We start from the raw sequence: 25,696 nt of genomic DNA, 5'->3' as shown, positions 1-25,696 counted from the left end.
TTGTTTGAGGTAGGCGATAAGATTTTTTATCCCATGTACGGTGCAGGTATAGTCGAAGCTATCGAGGAAAAAGAAATACTGGGTGAAACTCAGATCTATTATATTCTTAATATGCCTTTTCGAGATATTCAGGTGATGATTCCAAAAGGAAAAACGGAAAACCTGAAAATTCGTGAAGTGTCTGACGTCAGCACAATGGACCAGGTTCTTACTTCTTTTAACGAAGAAGTAGACGTGGAAGAGCCCAGTGCAAATAGAAACCAGCGTTACAGGGATAATATGAACAAGCTTAAAACAGGTGATATCCACAATCATGTGGAAGTGATCCGTGAGCTCGTAGCCCTAAACAAGAAACGACCACTCGGAACTGATGATAAAAAACTACTGGAAAACGCCCAGCAGTTTCTCATAAGCGAGATCGTTCTGACAAAAGATGTCGAGTTAGATCAAGCAACTGTCATTCTAAAAGAAGCGATTAAGCATTAATTTTCGTAATACAAAAAAGGACAGCCCTCGGGCTGTCCTTTTTTGTATGAGCGTGAGGATGAGGCACATATGCTTTAGCTTGGGCTAGTTGCAAAACCCCAGACCCTCGGTCACTTCAGCCTTCAATCTGAACACAAACACCGTGTTCATTTTGAAAGGCTCCAGTGTCTGCCGGGTCTAAACGGTGTGTTTCCGCTTTAGCTCCATCCAGCTCCTGTGCCACAGACCCTCGGTCACTTCAGCCTTCAATCTGAACACAAACACCGTGTTCATTTTGAAGGCTTCCAGTGCCTGCCGGGTCTAAGCGTGGCACATACGCTTTAGCTTTTCCCCAATGTTTTGTTTTGGAAATTGGCTATGGCGGTGTATTCTTCGGTTAGTTTTCTTGAGATTCTGATGTAGATTGGAAGTAGTTCTGAGTAGATTTGGACATTTTCTTTTTTTGGTTCATGGCTGAATGTGTCTCCGACGAGGTCTGAGACGATGCTGAGTGAGTCGATTTCACCGAGTGCTTTTTTACCGAGAACGATGGCACCGAGGCAGGAGCTTTCATAGCTTTCTGGCACGGTTACTTCTTGATTAAAGATGTCAGCCATCATTTGTCTCCAAAGAGCTGATCGAGCAAATCCACCTGTTGCTTTAATTTGCTTTGGTTCTCCAATTAACTCTTCTAGAGCAAGAAGAACACTGTATAGATTATAAATAACGCCTTCCAGTACCGCGCGGATCATGTGCTCTTTTTTGTGATGCATAGCAAGTCCAAAGAAACTTCCACGGGCATCCGCATTCCATAATGGAGCACGTTCTCCAGCAAGATATGGGTGGAAAAGAAGACCGTCTGAGCCAGGGTTCACCTGCTCTGCAATTCGCGTTAGTATTTCATACGTATCAATGCCAAGACGTTTCGCTGTTTCTGTTTCAGAAGCAGCAAATTGATCGCGTACCCAGCGGAATGTGATACCACCGTTATTTACTGGGCCACCTACAACCCACTTGTCTTCCGTAAGAGCGTAGCAGAAGATGCGTCCTTTTGGATCCGTTACGGGACGATCCGTTACAGCTCTAATGGCTCCGCTTGTCCCAATCGTTACGGCTACAACACCTGGTTCAATGGCATTAACGCCAAGGTTCGAAAGGACGCCATCACTTGCACCAACAATAAAATTAGTGGAAGAAGTAAGCCCGGTTTCCTCGATATATGGTGCTTTCAACCCTGATATCATATGCGTTGTTGACACGGGTTTCGATAATTGTTCCGCATTGATACCAGCGATGTTAAGCGCTTCTTCATCCCAGCTAAGCTGTTCTAAATTAAATAATCCTGTTGCTGAGGCGATTGAATAGTCAATCACGTACTCATGGAAAAAGCGGTAGAAAACGTATTCTTTAATTGAAATAAACTTTGCAACTGATTGAAATAATTCACTTTCATCATTTTTAAGCCAAACAAGCTTCGAAAGAGGCGACATTGGGTGAATAGGGGTTCCTGTTCGGCGATAAATTTCATGCCCATCCATGTCATTTTTTATTTTCTCAGCCCACTGTGCACTTCGGTTGTCTGCCCATGTGATGCAGTTCGTTAGTGGCTTTCCCTTGCCATCTACTCCGATCAAACTGTGCATGGCTGAGCTAAATGAAACAAATTTGACTTGTTCACCACTTAGCTGATTATCTTGTATGACCGTCCGAATTGACTCTACAACCGCTAGAAGAATTTGTTCAGGATCTTGTTCTGCCGTTGCTGGTGTTGGAGTAAAGAGTGGGTACTCCACATTATGTTTTGAAACGGGCTGTCCGTCATCATTAAATAGAACGGCTTTTGTACTCGTTGTACCGATATCGACACCGATCATATATTGTTCATTCATCGTCATAAGCCATTCCTCCTACGTAATTGTTCATTCCACTTTATAGTATAGCTCTTTCGTACGCACGATACGAATGATCTTCCGAACACACCTGTAAGCGCGTTCAATTAAAATAAACGAATCGTTAACAAAAAAAGATCAGGAAGCATGTTGTGTGAACATGCTTCCCTTCTTTATCTATTTCATTAATTGCTTTTTTCAGTTGCGTGACCGCCGAATTCATTACGAAGTGCCGCCACAACTTTACCTGTGAATGTATCATCTTCTAATGAGCGATAGCGCATCATCAAAGAAAGAGCGATAACAGGCGTAGCTGTCTGAAGGTCAAGCGCTGTTTCTACAGTCCATTTTCCTTCGCCTGATGAATTCATGATACCGCGAATTTCATCTAGGTTTGCATCTTTAGAAAATGCAGACTCTGTTAATTCCATTAACCACGAGCGAATAACAGAACCATTGTTCCATACGCGGGCCACTTTTTCGTAGTCAAAATCATATTCACTTTTACTTAGCAGATCAAAGCCTTCAGCAATGGATTGCATCATGCCGTATTCCACGCCATTATGAACCATCTTTAGGAAGTGGCCACTGCCAGACTCGCCAGTATAAAGGTATCCATCTTCTACGCAGATGTCTTTAAATAGAGGCTCAATCGTTTCAAATACTGTGCTATCTCCACCAATCATTGTACAAGCGCCATTGCGTGCACCTGACTTCCCACCGCTTGTTCCTACATCAAAGAAATAAATGCCTTTTTCTAAAAGCATTTCGCCTCTGCGTTTTGAATCCTTGTAATGGGAATTACCACCATCAATGATAATATCACCTTTATCAAGAAGCGTTGATAATTCAGTTGTCACAGCTTCCGTAATATCACCTGAAGGAACCATCATCCATAGGATACGTGGTGCCTCTAATGATTCAACAACTTCTTTAAGAGAGTTCTTTCCAGCAAAACCTTCATCATTCATTTTTTGAACCTGTTCATCGTTTGCATCATGTACGATCACGTTATGTTCGTGATCACGTAAATTTAGGGCAAGATTGTACCCCATTTTGCCAAGACCAATTAATCCGACGTTCATATGAAAAACTCCTTATACGAATGAAATATTTTTTCCTATATTCTAATTATACATTAAATATTTTTTGTTTCAATTGGTTGAGCGGAATCTATTTTCATCTTAATTGTAATCGGTTACAATAATAAAATGAGGATTGATAGAGAGGAGAATGTAAATGTCCGACACGGAAACCCGTCACTGCCTTCCAAGAATCCGCTCTTCTTACTCGCAATTTAGCGAAAAAGAACGACAGGTTGCGGATTATATATTGAATAATTCGAATAAGATTATCCATAGTACCATTAATCAGGTGGCTGAAGACCTGAACGTAGCAGATGCTACCGTATTCCGTTTTTGTAAGCGAATTGGCTTCAAAGGTTTTCAAGCAATGAAGATTGCCCTTGCAGCTGAAATTGTGAACCCTATTCAGGATATTCATGAAACCATCACAGAGACTGACTCCACGAAAGAGGTCGCCGAAAAGGTCCTTCGGTCAAACATTCGGACGCTTGAAGATACGTATCACATTCTGGATGACGCAACAATTGACCAGGCCGTTCAAATTTTATTAAAAGCAACACATATTGAGTTTTATGGTAATGGTGGTTCTGGCATTATTGCGATGGACGCTCAGCATAAATTTATTCGAACTGGATTACGCTCAACATCATATAGCGATGCGCATCTGCAAATCATGTCAGCTTCTCAGCTCTCAAGTAGCGATGTAGCTGTCTTGATTTCTCATTCTGGTACGAATAAAGATATGTTACGTGTAGCTGACATTGCGCGTGGAACTGGTGCAACTACAATTGCCATCACGAACCTGGCCACTTCGCCACTTAGTAAAAAAGTCGACATTCCTCTCTATACCGTTTCACAGGAAACAGACTTTCGCTCGGAAGCGCTCGCATCTAGGATTGCACAGTTAAGTCTTGTTGATGCGCTTTACGTGAACATTATGATCGCTCGAAAAGAAAAATCTCAGCACTCCCTTCAATTAATGCGCGAAGCGATCTCTTCAAAGCGAATTTAATCTTACACATCCAACCGCCATTTCAGGCGGTTTTTTTACATTTTTCAACTTAGAAGGCACATGATAAGACAAACAATAATCTGCCATGCTAAACTGTAAGAGTTAGAATTACAGTAAGTACATAAGGAGGAACACAATGACTTCAAATCGAAAAATGCTACAATCTTATACACTACCTTCAGGGATAGAATTAAAGAACCGTGTCATGCTTGCTCCAATGACCAATTTTTTATCTAATGAAGATGGAACTGTATCCGCACAGGAACTGGCTTATTATGAAAAGCGCTCTGGCGGTGTAGGGGCGGTTATAACTGCCTGCGCTTATGTGCTCCCGCACGGTAAAGGTTTCGCTGGTGAAATTGGGGCTAATCGCGATGAACAGATCCCAGGCCTGAAAAAATTAGCTGATACAATTCACGCGAAAGGTGCAAAAGCCATTTTACAAATCTTCCATGGAGGAAGAATGTGCCCTCCTGAGCTCGTTCCGAATGAAGAAATCCTTAGCGCAAGTGCAGTACCTGCTGAGCGAGAAGGATCGAAAACACCTCGAGCCATGACAGAAGAAGAAATTCAAGAAACGATTCAAGCATTTGGTGAAGCAACGCGAAGAGCAATTGAAGCCGGCTTTGACGGTGTTGAACTTCATGGTGCAAACACGTATCTTCTACAACAGTTCTTCTCTCCTCACTCAAATCGTAGAGAAGATGCGTGGGGTGGAAGTCTTGAAAACCGCATGAAATTTCCATTAGCTGTTTTAGAATCAGCAAAGGCAGCTATCAAGGAACACGCGCATAGTGCTTTCATTCTTGGCTATCGAATCTCACCTGAAGAACGTGAAAATCCTGGCATCACAATGGACGATACCCTTCAGCTCGTAGATGAACTTGCCTCACGTCACCTTGATTATGTTCACGTTTCGCTATCCGATTTCTATCAAGGTTCAATGCGTGAAGAAGACCCTACCCCACGCATGTCAATGATCAAAGAACGAATTGGTCACCTTGTACCTGTCATCGGTGTCGGCTCTCTTCATACTCCTGATGAAGTAGAAAAAGCACTTGATACTGGCGTGCCTCTCATCGCCCTTGGTCGTGAAATGATCATGGAACCAAACTGGGTAGAGAAAGTCCAAAGCGGTGACGAAGAAAACATTCGTGTAACGTTACGGAAAGATGCACAGCAAGAACTCGTTTTACCTGATCCGCTTTGGAACGCGATTTTCAGCGTACCTGGCTGGTTCCCAATCGAAGAATAAAATGAAGAAAGCCCCCACATTGTTTGCGGGGGCTTTTATTATTTCAATACTGGACGCAGATCTTCTAGTTTTTCAAACAAATGCCAAACAAAATCATCGACGCCAAGCTCACGATGAGGGTGTAAATCTTCAAGGTTAGGATCATTCACGTAGTTGTCAATCCCCTCTTTCGATTCCCACTCAACAAGCATCATCACTTGCCTCGGCGCAATGTCTCCTTCTGGAGAGGAGTGAAGCTTACCAATGGCCACAACCTTGCCTCCATATTGACGCAGCGGTTCCTCTGCTCTTTTCGCATATTCAGCATATTCTTCTCCGTCCTTTACATTAAATAGATTCAGTGCGTACAGCGCCATGTTTCTCCCTCCCACTTTTTATTTTGCTAACTTTAATTGGAATTCCATTTAAAACGGCGGTTCCTGAGATAGCATCATGTCTTTTCTCATCACTTAATACATTTGTATTTACGCCTTTGTTTTCCTTTGCCACGGTCATTTTTACACCGCTAAGACCATGTCCATAGCCGTGGGGAATACTACCTACTCCCGGCATAATGTCGTTTGTTAACTCCACGATTACTTCAAGAAGACCCACCTCTGATTGCACCTCAGCAAGTTCACCATCTTGAATCTCCAGCTTCTCACCATCTGTTGGGTGAAGCCAAAGGGTACACCGATCTTTTCCTTTCATAAGCACAGGTAAGTTATGCATCCAAGAATTGTTCGATCGCAGATTTCTTCGACCAATCAAAAGCATATCCGATTGACTTGATGCTTCTTTTTTTAGTCTTGTTACGTCTTTTATGATTAACTCAGGGGCAAGCTCTACCTTCCCTGTATGCGTGAGCAACACTTCTGGAATTCGTGGTTTTAACGCTCCTAAATCAATACCATGCGAGTTCTCTTCCAATTTCTTTAAACTTAACCCATCCTGTTGTTTAAAATGATCACCGTATGGCCCTGAACGGAGCATATAATCAAGCATTCGCTCTGGGCCCGTTTGTCCTTCTAACGCTTCAAATATGTCCTTTGGGTCGCGATCATAAATTGGTGACCGATCATTATTAATGTCTTTTTTGATAAGATATTCAATCGTTGCATCATCTATTTTGGTAACGGCATCTTGATCTGGCTCTTCCTCTCCAACTAACGCCGTAAGATTAAGAAGAATTTCCCATTCGTCTAACTGGCCTTCTTTCTTATCAAAAACAGGTGGCGAGTAGTGAGAAATATTACGTACCGACAGCTGGTAAAAGGAAAGATCATAATGAGAGCGCTCAAGTGGCGTCGGTGCAGGTAAGATCACATTCGCCTTTCTTGTCGTTTCATTCAAATAGCAATCGACACTAACCATAAATTCAAGATTTTCCATCGCATTTTGTAACCGCTTACTATTCGGAGTTGATAAAACAGGGTTTCCTGCGACCGTTACAAACGCCTTGATCTGTCCTTCCCCGGGCGTGTCCATTTCTTCTGACAGACAACTAACAGGGAGCTCCCCTAACACTTCAGGCATGCCGCTTACCCTGCTTCTAAAACGATTAAAACGATAGCCTTTTTTAGACGTTCTTCCTCCAGTTGCAGGTGTTGTGAACATGACGCCGCCTTCACGATCTAAATTGCCTGTTACATAATTAATCACGTCAATTAACCAGCTGTTAACTGTTCCAAACGCCTGTGTACACGTCCCCATTCGTCCATAAACAGCAGCGCAAGTGGCAGAAGAAAGATCTCTTGCAATGGTACGAATCGTTTCTGAATCAAGACCGCACACTGATGCCATTTTTTCAGGCGGAAAATCTTTTGCAAGTTTCTTTACTTCTGATAGGCCGTTTACATGATCAGCAAGATGTGACTCCTTCGTTAACCCCTCATCAAATAAGGTGTGAAGAATACTAAATAACAAATACCCATCTGTACCTGGTTTAATAAAGTGATGCTCGTCCGCCAATTTAGCGGTTGCGGTACGAACTGGATCAACAACAACTAGTCGTCCTCCCCGCTCCTGCAACGATTTAAGCCTACCTCGCATATTTGGAGCAGTCATTAAGCTTCCATTTGAAACGATGGGATTTGCCCCAATCACAAGAAAATAGTGTGTCCGATCAATATCTGGGATTGGTATGCTGAAGTCACTGCCGTACATAAACTCTGCTGCTAGCTGTTTTGGAATCTGATCAACGGTACTAGCGGAGTATTGATTACGGCTCCCAAGCTCGCGTAGAAAGATTGGCAAGTAGAGCATACCTGATAAATTATGGACATTTGGATTTCCAAGATAGACGCCAACTGCATCCCGCCCATGTTTTTCAATCACACCTCGAAGTCCTTTTCTCACTTCCTTAAAAGCTTCTTCGTAGCTCACTGTAAACCATTCCGTACCTTTTCGAATCATCGGTTCTCTGATTCTATCTGGATCATGATGAAGTTCCTTTAAACTAAATCCTTTTGGACATAAATACCCTTTACTAAAAGGGTCTTGCTTATCTCCCTCAATGTGCGTCACTTCTCCATTTACAGTGTGGATTTCTAAGCCACACGTCGCTTCACAAAGCGGACAGGTACGGTAGTGAACGTTCTTAGCCGAATCCATTATAAAATCCTCCTTCACTTTAAATACCAACTGGTCAGTATTTTAAGTTTACTGAAAATTCCATCATTATTCAAGAAAAAGAAAAGAGAAGGAGTGCAATTACTGAATCCACTTTTCCCGCAATGCGTTTGCAACAGCTTCTGCACGATGATTGGCTTTTACCTTTCGAATGGCTGAGCTCATATAATCTCGAGCTGTAAAATCACTTATGCATAGCATACTGGCCATTTCTTTTGTGCTGTAGCCATCAGCTGCATACTGAAGTACTTCCGTTTCGCGTTTACTTAAAGGACTGGGTGTAGTTGGAGTAGGTGGTAACAAATAAGCAAGGGCGTGTTGAAAATAAATCATCACATCGTCAATAAGACCTTGATGAATCGTTACCCCTTCTTCTTTTTCATCAAGAAGCACGCATCCGATTGCGACACGTTCAATGCTTAGCGGGATGATTAAGACAGAAGTTAAATCATAGGCTTCGATGTATTCTTCGGGGAAAAGTTGATGATGCTGATCCATCATCAACAAGGCTGGTTTATTTGAAAGAAGAGCACGTTGAATGGGTGGAATGCGCCTCACGTCTTCACGAATGGCGGCCATTGAAAAGACACCGTGACGGTCTACGCGAAGAATCCCTTCCCCCATACTCGTAAAATAGGAAAAAGTAAACATACTTGCACGCATGAATGGAAAATGAGCAAGGCACTGCTGAATCATGACTTCACAACGGTGGATTGGATCTTTTATCGCGATGATACGATGAAAAGAGCGCATCCACACTTCCTCATGCATCGACATAATTCCCCCCTATCTTTTCAGGAATATAATCCTTGGACATCATTCGTTACACTAATTATGTAAGCGCTTTCTGTGATTGCTCTTTTATTATAGAAGGTGCTCATTGAAATCGCAAGGAAGGGCGGTATGAGATGCGAAAAGAAATGATTACAACGAGTGCTCGTGGTCTTAATAAAGAGTTGCTACCTTTTCGTCTTTATCAAAAAGCGAAGAAATTCGGGAGTTGGAATCCAGTTGAGATTGATTTCACTCAAGATGTGAAAGACTGGCAATTTCTTACCGGGGATCAGCAGGAAGAAATACTTAGACTCGTCTCACAGTTTCAAGCTGGGGAAGAAGCCGTAACGCTCGATCTCCTTCCTTTAATCATGGTAATTGCAAAAGAAGGAAGATTGGAAGAAGAGATGTACTTAACCACTTTTTTGTACGAAGAGGCCAAACATACAGAGTTTTTTCGCATTTTTTTAAACGAGATTGGTCAAACAGGTGACCTCTCACGTTTTCACTCGGAAACTTACCACCACATTTTTTACTCAATCTTGCCTGAAGCAATGGAGAAGCTCCAGCATGATCACTCACCTGAAGCATTAGCAGAAGCCTCTACTGTCTACAACATGTTTGTCGAAGGGGTTCTAGCTGAAACAGGTTACTTCTCTTTCTATGAATCTCTTGCCAAAGCAAATGTGATGCCCGGACTAATGAAAGGCATTGGGTTACTTAAAAGAGATGAATCGCGTCATATCGGTTATGGAACATTTTTGTTACAGCGTCTTATCGCTGAACATCCGCAACTGTTTGATCTTATTCAGAACAAGATGAATCAACTCGCTCCTCTTGCAGCACAGTTAACACAGGAAGGAATCGGAGGAAGAACGTATAGCGCCTTCGGAAATACGCTTGATGCGACAATGGCATTTTCGAAGAAACAACTCTCCGTTCGTATGGAGATCCTTGCGCGAGCAAAAGGGAAAAGCATAAACGAGATTTATCGCACGACAGAATCAGATGTCGGAGTTCTTTAATGTAAAGGAGGAAGTAATATGGCCGTTAACGTTGAAATCAAATCATTCCCCCTCTTCATCAATGGAGAATGGTCTCCATCCAAAGGAGGGCAGCTATTTGACGTAATGAATCCTGCGACAGGAGATGTGATTGCAAAAGTAACAAGTGGTACAGCAGAAGATGTGGACCTGGCAGTTAAAGCTGCTTCTGAAGCTTTCGATAAGGACGATTGGCGTGATATGCCTCCTAAAAAGCGATCTAAAATGTTGTATGCCATTGCTCAGAAAATTTTAGAAAATGCTGAAGAGCTTGTTTCGTTAGAAGCGCTCTCTTCAGGTGGTACAGTCAGACGTCTTGGTTCAAATGACATCATTCAAATGGTTGATCTTTTCCAGACGCTGGGCAAGTTCGTGCTCGATTACACCTATTCAGAAACGCTCCCTTCTCCCCCGTTTCCAGGACCTGCTCATAACTTTATTTGGCGTGAACCAATCGGCGTATGTGCAGCCATTACGCCATGGAACATGCCAATGCTAATTGCTACATGGAAAATTGCTCCAGCACTCGCTATGGGAAACACCATTGTGATTAAGCCTGCAAGCTACACACCGCTTACAACGCTTCGCCTGGCGGAAATTATCTCTGAAGTTGTACCTAAGGGCGTCATTAACGTTGTGACAGGTAGCGGGAAGGACGTCGGCGAACCTCTTGCAACGCACCCTCAAGTCGATAAAATTGCCTTCACAGGATCCACAGATGTCGGCCGTCATATTATGAGCCTCGCTTCAAGCACAGTAAAAAATACGACGCTTGAGCTTGGTGGAAAATCACCTTCTATTATTCTTGAAGACGCTGACCTTTCACTCGCACTGCCTGGTAGTCTCTTCGGCGTATTTCTCCACTCAGGTCAGCTTTGTGAGAGCGGAACGAGATTATTTGTTCCAGATCAATTGTATGATCAAGTGATCGATGGTCTTAAAGAGCTATCTGAAAAGCTTGTGCTTGGTAACCCGATTGACCCAGCAACAGATATGGGACCAGTCGTTTCTGCCACTCAAAAAGAATCCATTCTATCGTATATCGAGAAAGGAAAACAAGAAGGCGCTCGTCTCATTTGCGGTGGTTATGAAGTGAACGTGAAAGGCTGCGAAAAAGGGCATTTTATCGCTCCGACCATTTTTGCAGATGTAACGAACGAGATGACAATTGCGCGTGAAGAAATTTTTGGGCCTGTTCTATCCGTCATTCGCTATAGCGATGTTGATGATGCAATTCGAATGGCAAATGATACGATCTATGGCCTTGCTGCTGGTGTTTGGACGCGTGATGTAAACAAAGCCTATCAAGTCGTTCGAAAACTGCGTGCAGGTGTTGTTTGGATTAATGACTGGCATATGCTGAGAAATGATGCGCCATTTGGAGGATACAAGCAAAGTGGGATTGGGAGAGAAATGGGCAAGCATTGCCTTGATGCGTATACCCAGGTGAAGCATGTTCATACGTCGATGGTTCCAGAAGTTGAGAGAAGATCCTGGTACAGTCTACTCTTTTCAAATCAATCTAAATAAAGGAGGTCGAAACGTATGTCTTTAACCTATTCACAGTATATGCTTCGAACCGCCATTCATAGTGGCGCTGGCACACGCGCACTCGTTCCTGATCTTTTCAAAGGACTTGAAGCGAAGCGAGTGGTTCTCTTTAGTGATCGTGGTCTTGAGCAGGCAGGGATCGTTGAGAAAATCAAGGAAATCTTTGAGCTAACCCCACATGGGACAGGTCCGGAACTTGCAGGCGTTTACCTTGATATCCATCAGGATGCAGGGAGTAACGACGTGAACGCTGCACTTAAATTCGCTCGGGAAGTAAGTGCTGATGGGCTCCTCGCTGTTGGAGGAGGAAGCGTAATGGACACCGTTAAAGGCGTTAAGTATGCACTGCATCACGGAATAACGGATATCAAGGAAGCAATCCCTGGCGGACTTCTTTATTTATCATGGCCAGAAGCAACGTATATGCCCATCCCCCATATTTCCATCCCGACGACTGCTGGAACTGGATCGGAAGTATCACCTATTGCCGTCATATATAACGAGGAAATAAAGATGAAGACTAATATCATTCATCCATTCATTAATGCTGACATGGCTATTTTAGATCCGGAACTGACCACCGGGTTACCTGCTAAAATCACTGCATTTACTGGATTCGATGCCTTAACTCATGCGATTGAAGCCCTCGCATCACCAACAGCTACAGCCTTAACAGATGCGTATGCCCTGCAATCGATTCGCCTGATTGAATCTCACCTTCCGATTGCAGTGAAAGACGGAGAAAATCTTCATGCGCGCATGGAAATGCTACAGGCAAGCATGATGGGGATTACCGCATTTAGCTTCGCACTAAATGCCATTCCTGTTCACAATTTTGCTCATGCTTATGGAGCACTATTCCGTATCCCACACGGCCTCGCCAATGCGGTTTTCCTACCGGTCGTGATGGCGTCTCTTCCTGATCTTTACCTTCCAAAAATCAAGGAGCTTGCTGAAGCCCTTCATTTAGAAACAACAGGCAAGGAAAAACAGTCGTTATTGACGGAAGTCATCTCAAAAATTCAAGACATGCAGCAGGACATTGGGCTGCCTGCAAATTTTAAGGACTATTCGATTCCCCCTGAAGCACTCGATGCTACTGTTGCAGCTGTTAAAATGGATCCAGCCGCTCTTAATTATCCGCTGCCCCCAGAATTGATTAAAGCCGTTGGAGAACGCGTCATCCATGCTCAAAAAGTCTCTGTATAAGGAAAAGCACCGTGAAGACTTCCTTCACGGTGTTTTTTTTAATAGGCAAGTCCTATTGATTCTCGAAGATAAAGATGATTGCTCACCGTTTGAAGCAGAAAGTCAGCTACATCTTCTCTTGAAATTCGGCGACCTCCTTTGGGTACACCTTTGCGAGCTTTCCGATATTCTCCTTTACGGTCATCATTCGTCAAACCCATTGGACGAGCAATTGTCCATTCCGCTTCACTTGCTACAAGAAGGTCAGCTGCTCTTCGATGATCAGCTAAAACGTTCTGTAATAGTTTTCCTGCAATGAAACCTGTAACACCCGGAATTTCTTTATAGATTCCTGCCGAAGCCATATACACAATGCGATCTACCCCATGAAGACTCATCGCATCAAGAATGTTTGTGGTCATTGTCGAAAGCTCCGTCGTTTTTCCAAGTCCATTTGCGCCAAGGCATGAAACAACCGCGTCCACTTCGGAAGACATTGCTTGCTTTACATCTGCAGACTGCATCGCGTCACCAATTTCAACTGACAAGTTCTTGTGAGACGTTTCAAGCTTTGCAGGCGTTCGAACAAATGCTGTAACGGAATGACCTGCGGCAATCGCTTGTCTGACAAATGCATTTCCAGTACCACCAGTAGCTCCGAAAACAAGTAGCTTCATTGTAAGAACCTCTTCCCTTCTTATGCGTGATATCTTTTATATCCCCTTTTTATAAGAAAGGTGAAACTACCTCACTTTCTTAATAAAGACGACTTTTAAATAATTTCCTTCTCGAAATTCCTTCATTGTTCGAAAATCTTCAGGAAGTGTAAATTCTTCAAGCAGCTGATAACTTCCATTCATTTCTTTAAACGCTTGATCTACAAAGCCTTTAAACTTTTTCATGTCATAGCCGCTATAATTCGTAGAAGCGACTATCACCCCATTATCTTCTGTAATTGAAATGGCATCCTTCAGAAGATCTTTATAATCTTTTGCAGCGCTAAACGTATGTTTCTTAGAACGCGCGAAACTTGGCGGATCTAGAATGACCATATCGAACGATAAATTTTTCTTAACGGCATACTTAAAGTACTTAAACACGTCCATAACGAGAATATTTTGTTCTTCATAATCAATGCCATTTACGCTAAACTGTTCAATCGTCTTATTCAGACTGCGATTAGCAAGATCAACACTTGTTGTGTGAACTGCCCCGCCTTCAACCGCAAAAACCGAGAATGCACCAGTATACGAAAACGTATTCAATACCGTTTTTCCCTTCGCATATTTATCGCGAATTAATTTACGTACCGGACGCTGATCAAGAAACACGCCAACCATTGCTCCTTCGTTTAGATATACTGCAAAGTTTACACCATTTTCCTTTACAATTAGCGGAAACTCGCCACGTTCCCCAGCTACAAAATCATCATCATCTACATACTGCCCTTTAGCATCAAATCGCTTTTTCTCATAAATCCCTTTAAAATCAACGAGTTGCTTTAACGCACCAATAATAGCGTCCTTAAATGAATAAACCCCCTGACTATACCAGTTAATGAGGTAGTATCCATCAAAATAATCGATCGTTACCCCGCCAAGACCATCTCCTTCACCATTCACAATGCGAAAGGCCGTGGTCGACGGGTCATTAAAAAAGGGAACTCTGTGTTGAAGTGCGTCTTGAATTTTCCTAACAAAAAAATCAAGGTTGATGACTTCGTTTTCGTTTTGTGAAAGGACCCAGCCGAACCCCTTGTTTTGCCTTCCATAATAGCCTTTTGCGATAAATTGTCCTTTCTCATCTTCAAGCCTGAGAACGACTCCTTCTTCTTTTAAGCGATCTGCATTCACAAGTGCTTCTTTAAAAATGAGCGGATATCCTTTTAGAAATTTCTTCTGATGCTTTGGCTGCACCTGCACGCTTTGTTCGTTCCTCATCGTGTCATCCTAACTTTTCGTGTTTTTTAATCTGCTTGCATTATATCACGTATTCTTTCCCATCTATTAACCAGGATTCTTATCGGATAAATGACCCGGTCAGTTCAGACACTAAGTAGGAAAGGTGGTGATCCATCGTGAAAACAAAAACAGGAACCGATATTGAGACGGTAAAACGTCTTAACGCAAACTCTGGTCTTACCTATAATCAAGCCAAGGAACTATTGGCAAAAAGGATGGTACAGAAACAGAATGAACAAAACTGAAACCTTGAAATGAGACGAACTGTGTCTTTATCGTTTACAATAAGCTGGTGCTTTACTAACGCATCAGGAGGGTTTTAATGAACGAAAAAACAACTTCAAGCTATTTCAGAACCATTCTTCTTCTAAGCGTGGCGGTCTGGCTTGTGGTCATGAATACAACTATGTTTAATGTAGCACTACCTAACGTATTAACTGAATTTAATCTCTCCCCTGCAGATGGCGCCTGGATTGTTTCAGGTTACTCAATCATCCTGGCGATATTTACGATAACGTATACGCGCCTATCGGATTACCTTCCAATCAGACGCCTCTTAATTGCAGGGATTGTCATATTCGGACTAGGATCGATCCTTGGTTTCTTTGCGACAACATTTCCACTTCTACTTGCTGCACGTCTGTTACAAGCAACAGGGGCAGCAGCTATTCCAGGACTATCCATGGTATTCGCAGGACGGTTCATTCCTTTTTCAAGACGCGGAAGAGCCATGGCGATGATCGCCTCTGCCTCATCACTTGGTTTCGGTCTTGGTCCGGTTGTAGGCGGTGTTGTGACGGAGTATTTGAACTGGAACTACCTTTTCACCGTCACGTTGTTTGTTGTTTTACTTATCCCCATTCTCTTTCGTCGCCTGCCTGAAGAAAAGGTTCGAAAGGGAAGCTTTGATCTAACTGGCGGATTATTAACTGGAGCTACCGTTACAAGCTTCCTTCTCTATATCTCAACGTTTAACTGGCTGTTTTTAGCGATTGGGATGATTGTAGGTGGACTGCTCTGGCTTCGGATTACAAGAACCGATGCTCCTTTTATTCAGCCTTCCCTTTTTAAAAACAAAGGGTACCGAAAGCTTCTGTATATGAGCTACCTTGGGTTTACGACGCATTTTGCTATTTTATTGCTGATGCCGCTCATGCTTCAGAACGTTTACGAGAAAGGTCCATCGGTAGTTGGATATATTATTTTCCCGGGAGCCATGCTTTCCGCCGTGGCCGCTATTTATGTAGGGAGACTACTCGATCGCTATGGAAATATGAAGGTCATCTACCTTGCTCACGGCCTACTTCTTCTATCAACCGTGCTCTTCTATTTCCTTTCTCCTCTTCATGAGTACATGATTATGATTGGCTATATGTTCACAAGCTTCGGCTTCTCTAGCCTTTCTTCAAGTACGACAAATGAAGTATCGCGCATTCTTCCTTCTGAAGAAATCGCAACCGGGATTGGGATGAAACAACTCACCCAATTCGTCGGCAGCGCATCCGGTTCAGTAGCTGGAGGAATACTACTAGAGCTGAACGGTTTAACCTATAGTACGCAATCCTTCCAGCTAACGTATGCCTTTTTGTTCGCCTTAATGGCTTTGTCTGCAGTCATTATGGTGATATATGCAAAAAACGTGAAATTGAATGAAAGCATCCATTAGGTTGATGAGAACCATATGAAAACCCGCCCTAAAAACCATTAGGGTGGGTTTTCATTCGACAAAAAGCGCGGGTGCCTGTCACCTTTGAAGCCCCTTCTGCCATGTTAGCGGAACAATCAATAATAGAATGACGAGATAGACCCATGTACCGAATGGAACATAGGTTAGTGCAAAATGTATACCACCAAATACAGGGATCAATAACGCAAATGGAATCGTTTTCCACCCATCACTTTGTCCAGCAGATTCAAAAGGCTGTGAGAAAGGAAGCGTTCCTTTCAGCATTCGAAAGCAAATCACACTATAAATGATAGCAATCAAGAGGACGATAATCAGGTCAGGGAGGATCCGGATGCCAAATAAAAGACCGTAAAGAAGACTAATCACAAGAAATACAGGGGCAAACAGTCGAATGAGAAACGCTTTTAATGTGCCTTTCATAATCACTCCCATATTATCGATTGGTGTAACGTGATAAATCCATGATCCTTTACTTTTACTTGAATACTGAAGCATGATCACAATGCCCGGAATCATCATCATACTTGCATAGATCGTTATATACATTTGCCCAGAACGAATACTTTCTAAAGATTGCCCTGCAGAGTAGCCATTGTAGAGAAAAACAAAAGGAAAAATGATCGCAAAACCTAATGAAGGGTAGATTTTCAGTTTTAGATCACGTTCATTCTTCAACACTCTCTCTGCAAATTGATAAAAAGCATGTTCCTCTTTACTCGTTGTTAAAAGCGAAGCAAGACGGTTCATTCCTTTTGTCGCTTTCTTTTTAGGTGGCCCTGTCTGATCCATTAATTTCAGTAGATTTCTTTCAAATGTTGGTAATAGTGATAAGTAAATCCATAAAGCAATCACTGGTATGAGGATGGCTAGCGCTATAAACACTTCGTAATACCATCCGTTAGCACCATTTAGTGCAACAGCAAATGGCGCACCAAACCAGACTGGTGGCAAAAACATGTTCCACCATGCTGGCTCAAAGCTCGCCTGTATACCCTGAAACTCAAAAGCTCGAGCAAGTACTTGATAACCTACGACAATCGTAAAAGAAAGCCCTATTTGCACGTAGTTAATGATATCCCGCAAACGTTCCCCACCAAAGAATTTCAAAATCACATAATAAAGTAACGCTGTGATGGCTACAATGAACAAATCGCTAAACAAAACAGTCACACAAAATAGCAATCCAAAAACGATTCCATATTGCACGGTTCCAACGATGAAAGGCACACATACAATTGCGGCTGTTAAAAACAATAAATAGATCAAAACGTGAATGGTGCGTGCTGCACTTATCGTCCGATGATCAACTGGTCTTGTCCCTATGACCGTCTGATCACGTACATCCAACAGCACAGATGAGAAGTCGGAGATCATCGCGGTCATAATTAAAAACATGACCACTCCGAAAATCAAGCTCATTTGGAACATAAAATTGTCGCCTATAAACAAAATTGGAATTAATGTTAGCCCAATGAGCGCATAGAACCAGAGTGATTTAAGAAACTGATTTGTATCTTTCTTTTTCTCCCCGCCCATATTCTGACTCATAATTGTTGTTGGTCGCCTACTATCCATCGTAAGCTTAATCTGAATAATTCGCCTCATTGTCCAATAATCAATCTCAAATCGCTCAAACATGATCCGAAACAGATCTAGTACTTTTAACGTATTAAAATTCTTCATCTATTATCACGCTGTACGATCCGCACGAAATCCTCTGCCAGGTTTTGATGCTCATTAAAACCTGTGAGTTGATTGAAAATTTCTTCTAAAGAACCTTCTTTATTCTTTTGACTCAGCTGTTCAAAGCTCCCATCGGCAACGATTTTCCCATCATTCAACAGAAGTATGCGACTGCTTATCTTCTGAACCACCTCCATAATATGAGAAGAATAAAAGATGGTTTTTCCCTGTGCGGCCAGCTGTGCAAGAATTTCCTTAAACACCATAACACTGTTCGCATCAAGCCCATTAATTGGTTCGTCTAGAAAGAGAATGTCAGGATCATGAAGAAGGCTTGAAATTAATAAAACTTTTTGCTTCATTCCTTTGGAGTAGGAAGAGATACGCGAATCATAAACGTCTTCAAGTTCAAACACGTTCATCAGTAATCGTGCCTTATCGTCTGCCGTATCCGCCGATAAACCATAAAGCTCTCCTGTGAACGTTAAATATTCTCTTGCCGTTAAATTATCATAAAGATCCGCAGCTTCTGGTACGTAACCAATTCTTTTCTTGTATGCAACGCCGCTTTCCTTAATGTCCTGACCAAAAATTTCTACCTTACCTGTATAAGACGTATCTAATCCAAGCATGATCTTAACTGTCGTGCTTTTTCCTGCTCCGTTTGGCCCTATGTATCCAATGATTTGACCTTCATAGACGTCAAGATCAATATGATCGAGGACGAGCTTCTCGCCATACCATTTTGTTAATCCTTTTAGAGAAAGCACCTTACCTGGTCCGTGGTTCATAAAATCTCCTCCGTCTGTAAACTTCTACTTCTTTCTACGAAACTTACAAAAAAAGGTTTCACTATTAGAGGAAAATATACCCATAACAAAAAAGACGATGCCTACTACCGCATCGCCTAACGTTCATCTCTCAATCTACTAGAGAATTCGCCTTCTCCGTCAACATAAAGCCTTTTAAAAGCTTATCGAGAAAGCCGTCCTTCTCCATCAACTTAATTGCTTTCACCACGTGTTTTTCTTCCCAAGAATTCAATAAACCGAAGTTTTCATCTTCATGCAATCCTTGGGTTCGTATTGCGTTTGTGGCTTGTCCCGTTAATACTTTTGTTATCACGTGCAACGGTGTATGTTCGTTTAAAGAGATGAATTGAAGTACTCCCTTCATTTCCCCATAGGTAAGCACGTTCCCCTTTATCGTTACATACTGATCCCCATCCCCAGGACGACGCGTACTTAACGATAGAAGTTTGTCTAAATAGGTTCTTACACGCGTTAGCTCAGCTTCATTCAAAAGAGGTAAAATCGTTCTCGGTTTAAACGGTTCAATGGTATCGGTCGAAACGGTTGAAAACCAAAGCAGCGGTGAACCCTCTCTCTCTTCAGGAAGGCGCACCTTTCTAAGCTGCTCATACAAAGTTACTGACGGCGGTGCTTCTTCTGCTTCTAATCTGCTTTTGAGGTTCGCCACCTCATTATAAAGTCCATCAAACGGTTTAAAGGACAACATCGCATTCGCTACATCATCAATTTTCTCAACTAATCGTGGGGTTTTCTCTACCATTTCATTAAATTGACGTTCAATGGTCGCGATACGTTTCTGGGCGCGAGCCAAATCGACTTCTTCTTTCAGGCGCACCTGGTCTTTGGTGATATCATAGTAAACGGCAAATCCGCACGATTCACAAAAATATTCAATCTCCCAGGTAGACGAGTGAAAAACCATTTCTTTTTCATGTGTGCAGCCGCTTCCCCATAACCACGCATTTGGAATTGCGCGATACGGCCTCATCACAATCTCTACACGGTGTCGCCAAAAAGAAAGATCTTCAGGAGAATTTAACAGCGAAATCAATGGAGAATGATTCATTTTTTCTACTGCTTGAACGACTTCTTTCTTCTCTTTTGCTAATTGAATAAAAGGATGGCGTTGAAAACCTTTAACAATTCGATTCTCCCACTCGTGCCTCTCTCTTTGAGCTAAACTCGCACAAAAAAGATAATCGCGAAACACTAGGTCGAGATGATGATCCAGGTCATCCGTTGATAGAGTTAAATAAGATTCGCTATAAGTGGCTGACGCACGAATCGGGATACCATGCATCGGCGAAAAAGATTGCCAAATTAATTGCTCTGGTCTTAGAAAGTGGGGGTATAATTCATCTTCTTTATTTAAGGGAATAGGTAATACAGCCTCCGTGTCATGCTCAAGAAATGCCTGTAATTTCATACGTTCTTCCTTCGTTAAAGTGTCGACTTTTCGTTTAACATGTTCGTGAAGGCGATGAAGCAACCCTTTTTGTACTTTTTGTCCAACTGATCGAATTCGTTTGTTTTTCTTTCCCATTGGTACAAAGGCAAACATTGGGTAAGCGTCAAAATGATAAGTATGTTGTTCCACAGTCATTATGCAAAACCTTCTTTCTGTCTTCCAGTCGGTTATCCATCAGTATAATCCTAAGCCCCTCATTCAAACAACCATTCAAGACGCCAAAAAACACATTCAGAATCGGGATAAATTTGTACGGTATAGGGTATAGAAAAGAAAATAGAAGTTAAGGAGCACGTCCTATGAAAAAGCGGCCATGGTATAGAAGGAAACGTTGGATCTTATTTAGTATTCTTATTCTCATTTATGTCTCCATTATTACCTATCATCGTTTTAAACCTTTACCGGAAGGAGTCTCTTATGCAAGTGATGTTCATGAATTAAGTAGTGATGAAGTCGAATTTCTTTATGATTTAACGTACGATAAAAATAGGAAAGAAGTGTACGATCATCAGATCTTTGATGAAGTGAACAAAACGATTAAAGAAGCGGATGATTTTCTCATTTTAGACCTCTTTTTATTTAATGGATATACAGATGGCAAGCGTGATTATCCAAAAATCAGTGAGGAATTGTCGAAAGCTGTAATTGAGACTATGAAAAAGAAACCCGAACTCAACGTCATCTTAATAAGTGATGAAGTAAATACAACATACGGCTCACATGAAGCAAAACAAATCAAGAAAATTGAAGACATGGGGGCGGAAGTCATTTTTACGGATTTAGAACGACTTCGCGATCCTAGTTTGTTTTATTCAGGCCTCTGGAGAATGGCGTTTTCCTGGTTTGGTCAGGAGGGCAAAGGGTGGCTTCCAAATCCAATGGCTCCTTCTGCACCAAAAGTGACGGCTCGCTCTTACCTTGAACTGTTAAATGTAAAGGCAAATCATCGAAAAACCGTTACAACAGAAGATGCTGGAATTATCATGTCTGCCAACCCGCACGATGCAAGTGGGTTTCACTCCAATATTGCGTTCAAGGTGAAAGGCTCTATTATTAATGATCTTGTTAAGTCGGAGAAAGCTGTCGCAGGCTTTTCCGGAGGAGATATATCAAAATTCCCGGATAAACCGATCTCTGATGCAGATGCTACTAAAGAGATAAAGGCACAAATCGTAACGGAAAGTAAAATTCAAGATAGCGTTGTAACTGCGATTGATGACGCCAAAGAAGGTGATCTCATCTATATCGGCATGTTCTACCTTGCCGATCGAGACATTATTGATGCCATCGTTGACGCAACAGAACGAAAAGTCGACGTAAGGTTGGTTCTTGACCCTAATCAAAATGCATTCGGTCAACAAAAAATGGGATTACCTAATTTACCTATAACAGCCGAACTTACGAAACAGGGAAAGAAACACCTGACGATCCGCTGGTATGATACAAACAAAGAGCAGTTCCATACCAAACTTCTCTATATAAAAGGGAAAGAAAAAAGCACGATTGTTGGTGGATCAGGTAACTATACCTCTCGTAACATGGATGATTACAACATGGAAACAAACATTCAACTACAAGCTTCAAATGACCAGGAAGTCATCCAAAACGTTGATCGTTATTTTAATAGAATATGGACGAATGAAGATGGAACATACACAGCGGATTATGAGAAATATCAAAACTCCCTCTCCTCTTATAAATATGTCATGTACATTCTTCAGAAATTATTCCAGGTGACGACGTATTAACCATAATCAAAACCCCTGTGCTTAAGCACAGGGGTTTATCCTTGTTATCTTGTTCTTCGTTTATTACGCATCTTTTTCACAATCGGATAAATAATGGGACCGTACTTGATCGCTTTCTTAATCAGGTTTCTCATTAAAAGAACCCCTCCTCTGTTACTTAAGGCTATTCCCGTTTTCTGAATCCATAAACGAAAATTAAAGGAATCGCATACTGATGGGTAGAAATAGAAACTAAGCTTACTAACTAGGAGGAGTATCCCTTTTATGATCAAACAGGTGAGTCAAATTGCCATTCCCGTCAAAAAAATGGAACGAGCTGTCCAGTTTTACAAAGAAATTCTGGAGCTGCAGTTATTATTTGAAACTGATCAAATGGCCTTTTTTGATTGTAACGGACTACGCATTCTTCTTAGCATTCCTGAAAAAGAAAAATTCGCTCAGGCTAGCTCCATTGTTTATTTTCAAGTTAATCACATTGAAAAAAGTTATGAACGGTTAAAAAAGGATGGCGTGCTGTTTACTAGTAAACCTCACCTTGTCGCAAAAATGAATGATAACGAAACTTGGATGGCTTTTTTTGAGGATAGCGAACAAAACACGCATGCTATTATGAGCGAAATTTCTACGACGTGAGGAAAGGATGCCATCCGGCATCCTTTCTTTCATTTCTTAATCTTCATCTTTAACGTCGGGATCTTCAGGAATCGGCTCATTGGCTTCCTCTTCAAGTCTTTGCTTCATTTTCTCGAGCTGTTCGAAATGAGTGTTAAATTGCTCTTTATACAACAAATGCTGCTCACCGTCAAAAATCGTCCGAACGCGTTTTTCGCGAATGAGCGTTTCAATATAAGATTCAGGTAGCGATAAATATTCTGCCGTCTCTTTCACTGTGAGGTACATACGCTTGCCTCCATATCTTCATTTACGTCTTTAGTCTTATTCCATGTTACTGCTCTGGTTTCTGTTTTAACTCAATCAGCTAGTATAAGATTACCATATAGAATGTAAAAACGCGGGGGTGTGCGATGTGAGAAGTGGATTTTTTGTGATTGTTGGATTATTAGCCGTCGGTGCCGTTTTATTAATCCTCTATGAGAACACATCATTATTTACTGGGAGCAGTGACGAGAATCAAATAAACGTTACGGAGAGGATAGAGGAAATAAACATTAGGACGCACAGCAGTGATATGAAAATCGTTCCTGAAGCACGGGATGATGTTAAAGCAGTGCTCACAGGAAATGGAGAGCTGTCCTTACGACAAAAAGGAGATACGATTGAAGTAGAAGTGAAGAAAAAATGGTATCAATTTCTTAATTTCAACAATGACTCTGATGTGACGGTCTTTTTACCAGAAGATTTTAAACAAAACCTTAAGCTGGAAGTTGGGTCAGGAAATCTTGCATTACATGCAGGAAGCCCACTCGTTCTAAATGATGTGGAGATCCAAATGAGTTCTGGCGATGTAGAACTTTCGAATCTGCAAACAAAAAGATTTGAACATGATGGTTCTTCTGGAAGACTAACGATTGATCAGCTTACAACGAAGGATGGTCGCTTTGACATTAGCTCTGGGGATGTGATCTTAACGAACTATTCAGGTCCAATTGAGGGAGACATGTCATCAGGCGAAATGAACGTTCAAATGACTCAATTAACGGGAGACGTCTCGTTTGATCTTAGCTCGGGAGACGTTGAGTTAGATCTCCCAGACAATGCTGATTTTACCCTCGATACAGAAGCAAGTAGTGGTGATATATCAACAAGCTTTAACCTAAAAGACCAAACTGTAAGCAACAAAAAAATTTCTGGTGTCCATGGTAGTGGAAAATATCAGGTGAAGATTTCACTATCAAGCGGAAATGCTCGTGTTTATTAGTCTAGCGTCCTTACTCATTGAATTATTGCCGGGGCAATGATCAGCATCAGCCTCCTAAAGAGAATGAAAAAAGCTCTCCACAACGGGGAGCTTTTTAGCTATGACGATTTTCAAGAAGAGGAATGCGCGACTTATATTTCGCAATCAATGCTTGATTCCACTCGTCTGAACCATCTACATTCCCACTTTTAAATACAGGAGGATGAATTCCTCGATCAATAAGCAGCTGAATGGCTGCTACTGTAATGCCGTTCATAATGGCCATTCCAAGAACAGTAGAAGTTGAACCAAAAGAAAGTTGGCTCTCCGGATCCTGCATTGCTGCATCTCCTGGCGCAATGTGGTGATTTATTTCCAGATCCACCATTTCATATAAGTATTTTCCTGTATGATGCCTGGATGCCTGTCCAATTGAAGCATTTCGCGATGTTAATCCAACTACAAAAGCCCCTTTTTCTTTGCTAAGAAGGGCAACATCAATCGGAACGGGATTACGTCCTGACGTGGAGACTACGATGACCACGTCACCTTGTTGAATGTCTTGATTACTCATAAAATCTGCAGCTAGACCATTGGTTCTTTCTAGAGCAGAAGAACGCACTCCGCCCCTGTGTAGCATTAAGTCTTCGATAAAAATGGGGCGAATCGGGACGAGACCTCCTGCACGATAAAATACTTCTTCTGCCATCATATGAGAGTGACCACAGCCAAAGACATGAACGATTTTCCCACTTTCAATAGTAGTCGCCACAGCGCTAGCTGCTCGTTCAATAGAGTGTGCTTCATGCTTTTCAATCACTTGAAGAGCTGTTTTGATTTTATGAAAGTACTCACTAAACAAGCGGTCCCCTCCTTTAACGCTTAAGTGTAATCATAAATTTATAACGATCGGCTCGATACGAAGACTTCACCACTTCAAGCGGTGTGTCATCTGCAAGTTTCGTATTTCGCTGAATAAGTAAGATCGGTGCTCCTTTTTGAATGTTGAGGTATTCTGCCTCTTGCTGTGTTGCTACAGACGACTCTAGCACCTGAGTGGCCTCTTCGATCTTGATCGCGAGCTGATTTTCAATGTGATGATACAACGAATGTTGGACGGTTTCTTCTGTTAGCCCTTTCACTAAATTAGCTGATATATACGTCTTTTCAAGCGCCATTGGAATGCCATCCGCTAATCTAATTCGCTTAATTTCGTATACAGGTGCATGCTCCATGATGTTTAGCTGATGCGAAATATACGAGGGAGCAGGAACAATTTCGAAACCAACAAGTTTGCTGCTTGGCTCCATGCCGCGTGATTTCATATCTTCGGTAAAGCTTGTTAACCCCATTAGCTGCTGCTCAATTTTTTTCTCGGCTACGAACGTTCCAACGCCTTTTTGGCGATAAAGGTACCCACCATTCACAAGCTCTGTAATCGCCTGCCTCACTGTCATCCGACTAATACTAAACCGCTCGGCGTACTCTCGCTCTGACGGTAATGAATCTCCTGGTTTTAATTCACCTCGTTCAATTAATCCTTTTATCCATTCTACTAACTGATAGTAAATCGGTAAGGGGGACGTTTTATCAATCATCGGAACAAA

23 protein-coding genes are annotated in these 25,696 nt (G+C 42.0%); 10 read left to right on the top strand and 13 right to left on the bottom strand.

Annotated elements, in window-relative coordinates; translation table 11 throughout:
* Positions 1-486, top strand: coding sequence for a CarD family transcriptional regulator (locus LC090_RS00400; protein ID WP_098445563.1), 486 nt, complete (start codon positions 1-3; stop codon positions 484-486).
* 320 nt (positions 487-806) lie between these two features.
* On the opposite strand, the gene gntK is transcribed toward LC090_RS00400, so the two are convergent.
* Both gntK and gnd read right to left on the bottom strand, forming a co-directional pair.
* Positions 807-2,339, bottom strand: coding sequence for a gluconokinase (gene gntK, locus LC090_RS00395; protein WP_226654666.1), 1,533 nt, complete (start codon positions 2,337-2,339; stop codon positions 807-809).
* A gap of 200 nt (positions 2,340-2,539) precedes the next feature.
* On the bottom strand, positions 2,540-3,439 hold the full coding sequence (gnd, locus tag LC090_RS00390; protein ID WP_226654209.1) for a phosphogluconate dehydrogenase (NAD(+)-dependent, decarboxylating): 900 nt from the start codon (positions 3,437-3,439) through the stop codon (positions 2,540-2,542).
* Between the two features lie 154 nt (positions 3,440-3,593).
* Between gnd and LC090_RS00385 the strand changes: the two genes are divergently transcribed.
* Positions 3,594-4,451 (top strand): MurR/RpiR family transcriptional regulator, encoded by an 858-nt coding sequence (locus tag LC090_RS00385; RefSeq protein WP_224591134.1) that lies wholly within the window; start codon positions 3,594-3,596, stop codon positions 4,449-4,451.
* A gap of 136 nt (positions 4,452-4,587) precedes the next feature.
* Complete coding sequence (locus LC090_RS00380) at positions 4,588-5,706, top strand: NADH-dependent flavin oxidoreductase (protein WP_226654208.1); 1,119 nt, start codon at positions 4,588-4,590, stop codon at positions 5,704-5,706.
* A 38-nt stretch (positions 5,707-5,744) separates the two neighbouring features.
* Here LC090_RS00380 and LC090_RS00375 read toward each other — a convergent pair whose 3' ends face one another.
* From LC090_RS00375 to LC090_RS00365, 3 genes are all read right to left on the bottom strand, one after another.
* Entirely contained in the window at positions 5,745-6,062 is a 318-nt protein-coding gene (locus tag LC090_RS00375; protein WP_226654207.1) for a DUF1330 domain-containing protein, read from the bottom strand.
* Positions 6,034-8,298 (bottom strand): molybdopterin-dependent oxidoreductase, encoded by a 2,265-nt coding sequence (locus LC090_RS00370; protein ID WP_226654204.1) that lies wholly within the window; start codon positions 8,296-8,298, stop codon positions 6,034-6,036. Before LC090_RS00370 ends, LC090_RS00375 begins: the two co-directional genes overlap by 29 nt.
* Positions 8,299-8,397: 99 nt before the next feature.
* Positions 8,398-9,093 (bottom strand): helix-turn-helix transcriptional regulator, encoded by a 696-nt coding sequence (locus tag LC090_RS00365; RefSeq protein WP_226654202.1) that lies wholly within the window; start codon positions 9,091-9,093, stop codon positions 8,398-8,400.
* 131 nt (positions 9,094-9,224) lie between these two features.
* Here LC090_RS00365 and LC090_RS00360 point away from each other — a divergent pair, with 131 nt between their 5' ends.
* Genes LC090_RS00360 through LC090_RS00350 form a run of 3 tightly spaced genes read left to right on the top strand, consistent with a single transcriptional unit; the run spans position 9,225 to position 12,893 of the window.
* Positions 9,225-10,115 carry a R2-like ligand-binding oxidase gene (locus tag LC090_RS00360; protein ID WP_226654200.1) on the top strand — a complete coding sequence of 297 codons (891 nt, stop codon included), beginning with the start codon at positions 9,225-9,227 and terminating at the stop codon, positions 10,113-10,115.
* 18 nt (positions 10,116-10,133) lie between these two features.
* Positions 10,134-11,663 carry an aldehyde dehydrogenase family protein gene (locus tag LC090_RS00355; RefSeq protein ID WP_226654198.1) on the top strand — a complete coding sequence of 510 codons (1,530 nt, stop codon included), beginning with the start codon at positions 10,134-10,136 and terminating at the stop codon, positions 11,661-11,663.
* A 15-nt stretch (positions 11,664-11,678) separates the two neighbouring features.
* Positions 11,679-12,893, top strand: a complete 1,215-nt coding sequence (locus LC090_RS00350) for an iron-containing alcohol dehydrogenase (protein ID WP_226654196.1) — start codon at positions 11,679-11,681, stop codon at positions 12,891-12,893.
* Between the two features lie 38 nt (positions 12,894-12,931).
* Here the strand turns inward: LC090_RS00350 and LC090_RS00345 are convergent, their stop codons facing one another.
* Both LC090_RS00345 and LC090_RS00340 read right to left on the bottom strand, forming a co-directional pair.
* Complete coding sequence (locus LC090_RS00345) at positions 12,932-13,549, bottom strand: NAD(P)-dependent oxidoreductase (protein ID WP_226654193.1); 618 nt, start codon at positions 13,547-13,549, stop codon at positions 12,932-12,934.
* A gap of 66 nt (positions 13,550-13,615) precedes the next feature.
* Entirely contained in the window at positions 13,616-14,812 is a 1,197-nt protein-coding gene (locus LC090_RS00340) for a class I SAM-dependent rRNA methyltransferase (protein WP_226654191.1), read from the bottom strand.
* 343 nt (positions 14,813-15,155) lie between these two features.
* Between LC090_RS00340 and LC090_RS00335 the strand changes: the two genes are divergently transcribed.
* Complete coding sequence (locus LC090_RS00335) at positions 15,156-16,499, top strand: MFS transporter (RefSeq protein ID WP_226654189.1); 1,344 nt, start codon at positions 15,156-15,158, stop codon at positions 16,497-16,499.
* Positions 16,500-16,577: 78 nt separating this feature from the next.
* Here LC090_RS00335 and LC090_RS00330 read toward each other — a convergent pair whose 3' ends face one another.
* The 3 genes from LC090_RS00330 to LC090_RS00320 form a co-directional block, all read right to left on the bottom strand.
* A complete protein-coding gene (locus LC090_RS00330) occupies positions 16,578-18,203 on the bottom strand; it encodes a hypothetical protein (protein ID WP_226654187.1) in 1,626 nt (541 codons plus the stop codon).
* Positions 18,200-18,994 (bottom strand): ABC transporter ATP-binding protein, encoded by a 795-nt coding sequence (locus LC090_RS00325; protein WP_226654184.1) that lies wholly within the window; start codon positions 18,992-18,994, stop codon positions 18,200-18,202. The genes LC090_RS00330 and LC090_RS00325 overlap by 4 nt, the downstream gene beginning before the upstream one ends.
* 130 nt (positions 18,995-19,124) lie before the next feature.
* Complete coding sequence (locus LC090_RS00320; RefSeq protein WP_226654182.1) at positions 19,125-20,618, bottom strand: RQC-minor-2 family DNA-binding protein; 1,494 nt, start codon at positions 20,616-20,618, stop codon at positions 19,125-19,127.
* A gap of 164 nt (positions 20,619-20,782) precedes the next feature.
* Here LC090_RS00320 and LC090_RS00315 point away from each other — a divergent pair, with 164 nt between their 5' ends.
* Both LC090_RS00315 and LC090_RS00310 read left to right on the top strand, forming a co-directional pair.
* Positions 20,783-22,231, top strand: coding sequence for a phospholipase D family protein (locus tag LC090_RS00315; protein WP_226654180.1), 1,449 nt, complete (start codon positions 20,783-20,785; stop codon positions 22,229-22,231).
* 264 nt (positions 22,232-22,495) lie between these two features.
* Positions 22,496-22,864: a VOC family protein gene (locus LC090_RS00310; protein ID WP_226654177.1), complete on the top strand. Its 369-nt coding sequence runs from the start codon at positions 22,496-22,498 to the stop codon at positions 22,862-22,864.
* A 36-nt stretch (positions 22,865-22,900) separates the two neighbouring features.
* Here LC090_RS00310 and LC090_RS00305 read toward each other — a convergent pair whose 3' ends face one another.
* Positions 22,901-23,131: an excisionase family DNA-binding protein gene (locus LC090_RS00305; protein ID WP_226654176.1), complete on the bottom strand. Its 231-nt coding sequence runs from the start codon at positions 23,129-23,131 to the stop codon at positions 22,901-22,903.
* A 127-nt stretch (positions 23,132-23,258) separates the two neighbouring features.
* On the opposite strand from LC090_RS00305, the gene liaG reads away from it, so the two are divergent.
* Positions 23,259-24,110, top strand: a complete 852-nt coding sequence (gene liaG, locus LC090_RS00300) for a LiaG family protein (RefSeq protein ID WP_226654175.1) — start codon at positions 23,259-23,261, stop codon at positions 24,108-24,110.
* Positions 24,111-24,204: 94 nt separating this feature from the next.
* Here the strand turns inward: liaG and LC090_RS00295 are convergent, their stop codons facing one another.
* The gene (locus tag LC090_RS00295) at positions 24,205-24,951 is read right to left on the bottom strand and encodes an SIS domain-containing protein (protein ID WP_226654174.1); all 747 of its coding nucleotides are present in this window, start codon (positions 24,949-24,951) and stop codon (positions 24,205-24,207) included.
* Positions 24,952-24,964: 13 nt separating this feature from the next.
* Positions 24,965-25,687, bottom strand: a complete 723-nt coding sequence (locus LC090_RS00290; protein ID WP_226654173.1) for a GntR family transcriptional regulator — start codon at positions 25,685-25,687, stop codon at positions 24,965-24,967.
* Between the last annotated feature and the right edge of the window lie 9 nt (positions 25,688-25,696).

This window comes from Guptibacillus hwajinpoensis, assembly GCF_020524165.1.
GTDB lineage: Bacteria > Bacillota > Bacilli > Bacillales > Guptibacillaceae > Guptibacillus > Guptibacillus hwajinpoensis_D.
This window is presented reverse-complemented; position numbering and strand designations above follow the sequence as displayed.

Bases quoted from the DNA above. Each gene is read 5' to 3' on its own strand.
- gntK (WP_226654666.1), bottom strand. From the start codon at position 2,339: ATGATCGGTGTCGATATCGGTACAACGAGTACAAAAGCCGTTCTATTT.
- gnd (WP_226654209.1), bottom strand. From the start codon at position 3,439: ATGAACGTCGGATTAATTGGTCTTGGCAAAATGGGGTACAATCTTGCC.
- LC090_RS00385 (WP_224591134.1), top strand. From the start codon at position 3,594: ATGTCCGACACGGAAACCCGTCACTGCCTTCCAAGAATCCGCTCTTCT.
- LC090_RS00380 (WP_226654208.1), top strand. From the start codon at position 4,588: ATGACTTCAAATCGAAAAATGCTACAATCTTATACACTACCTTCAGGG.
- LC090_RS00375 (WP_226654207.1), bottom strand. From the start codon at position 6,062: ATGGCGCTGTACGCACTGAATCTATTTAATGTAAAGGACGGAGAAGAA.
- LC090_RS00370 (WP_226654204.1), bottom strand. From the start codon at position 8,298: ATGGATTCGGCTAAGAACGTTCACTACCGTACCTGTCCGCTTTGTGAA.
- LC090_RS00365 (WP_226654202.1), bottom strand. From the start codon at position 9,093: ATGTCGATGCATGAGGAAGTGTGGATGCGCTCTTTTCATCGTATCATC.
- LC090_RS00360 (WP_226654200.1), top strand. From the start codon at position 9,225: ATGCGAAAAGAAATGATTACAACGAGTGCTCGTGGTCTTAATAAAGAG.
- LC090_RS00355 (WP_226654198.1), top strand. From the start codon at position 10,134: ATGGCCGTTAACGTTGAAATCAAATCATTCCCCCTCTTCATCAATGGA.
- LC090_RS00350 (WP_226654196.1), top strand. From the start codon at position 11,679: ATGTCTTTAACCTATTCACAGTATATGCTTCGAACCGCCATTCATAGT.
- LC090_RS00345 (WP_226654193.1), bottom strand. From the start codon at position 13,549: ATGAAGCTACTTGTTTTCGGAGCTACTGGTGGTACTGGAAATGCATTT.
- LC090_RS00340 (WP_226654191.1), bottom strand. From the start codon at position 14,812: ATGAGGAACGAACAAAGCGTGCAGGTGCAGCCAAAGCATCAGAAGAAA.
- LC090_RS00335 (WP_226654189.1), top strand. From the start codon at position 15,156: ATGAACGAAAAAACAACTTCAAGCTATTTCAGAACCATTCTTCTTCTA.
- LC090_RS00330 (WP_226654187.1), bottom strand. From the start codon at position 18,203: ATGAAGAATTTTAATACGTTAAAAGTACTAGATCTGTTTCGGATCATG.
- LC090_RS00325 (WP_226654184.1), bottom strand. From the start codon at position 18,994: ATGAACCACGGACCAGGTAAGGTGCTTTCTCTAAAAGGATTAACAAAA.
- LC090_RS00320 (WP_226654182.1), bottom strand. From the start codon at position 20,618: ATGACTGTGGAACAACATACTTATCATTTTGACGCTTACCCAATGTTT.
- LC090_RS00315 (WP_226654180.1), top strand. From the start codon at position 20,783: ATGAAAAAGCGGCCATGGTATAGAAGGAAACGTTGGATCTTATTTAGT.
- LC090_RS00310 (WP_226654177.1), top strand. From the start codon at position 22,496: ATGATCAAACAGGTGAGTCAAATTGCCATTCCCGTCAAAAAAATGGAA.
- LC090_RS00305 (WP_226654176.1), bottom strand. From the start codon at position 23,131: ATGTACCTCACAGTGAAAGAGACGGCAGAATATTTATCGCTACCTGAA.
- LC090_RS00290 (WP_226654173.1), bottom strand. From the start codon at position 25,687: ATGATTGATAAAACGTCCCCCTTACCGATTTACTATCAGTTAGTAGAA.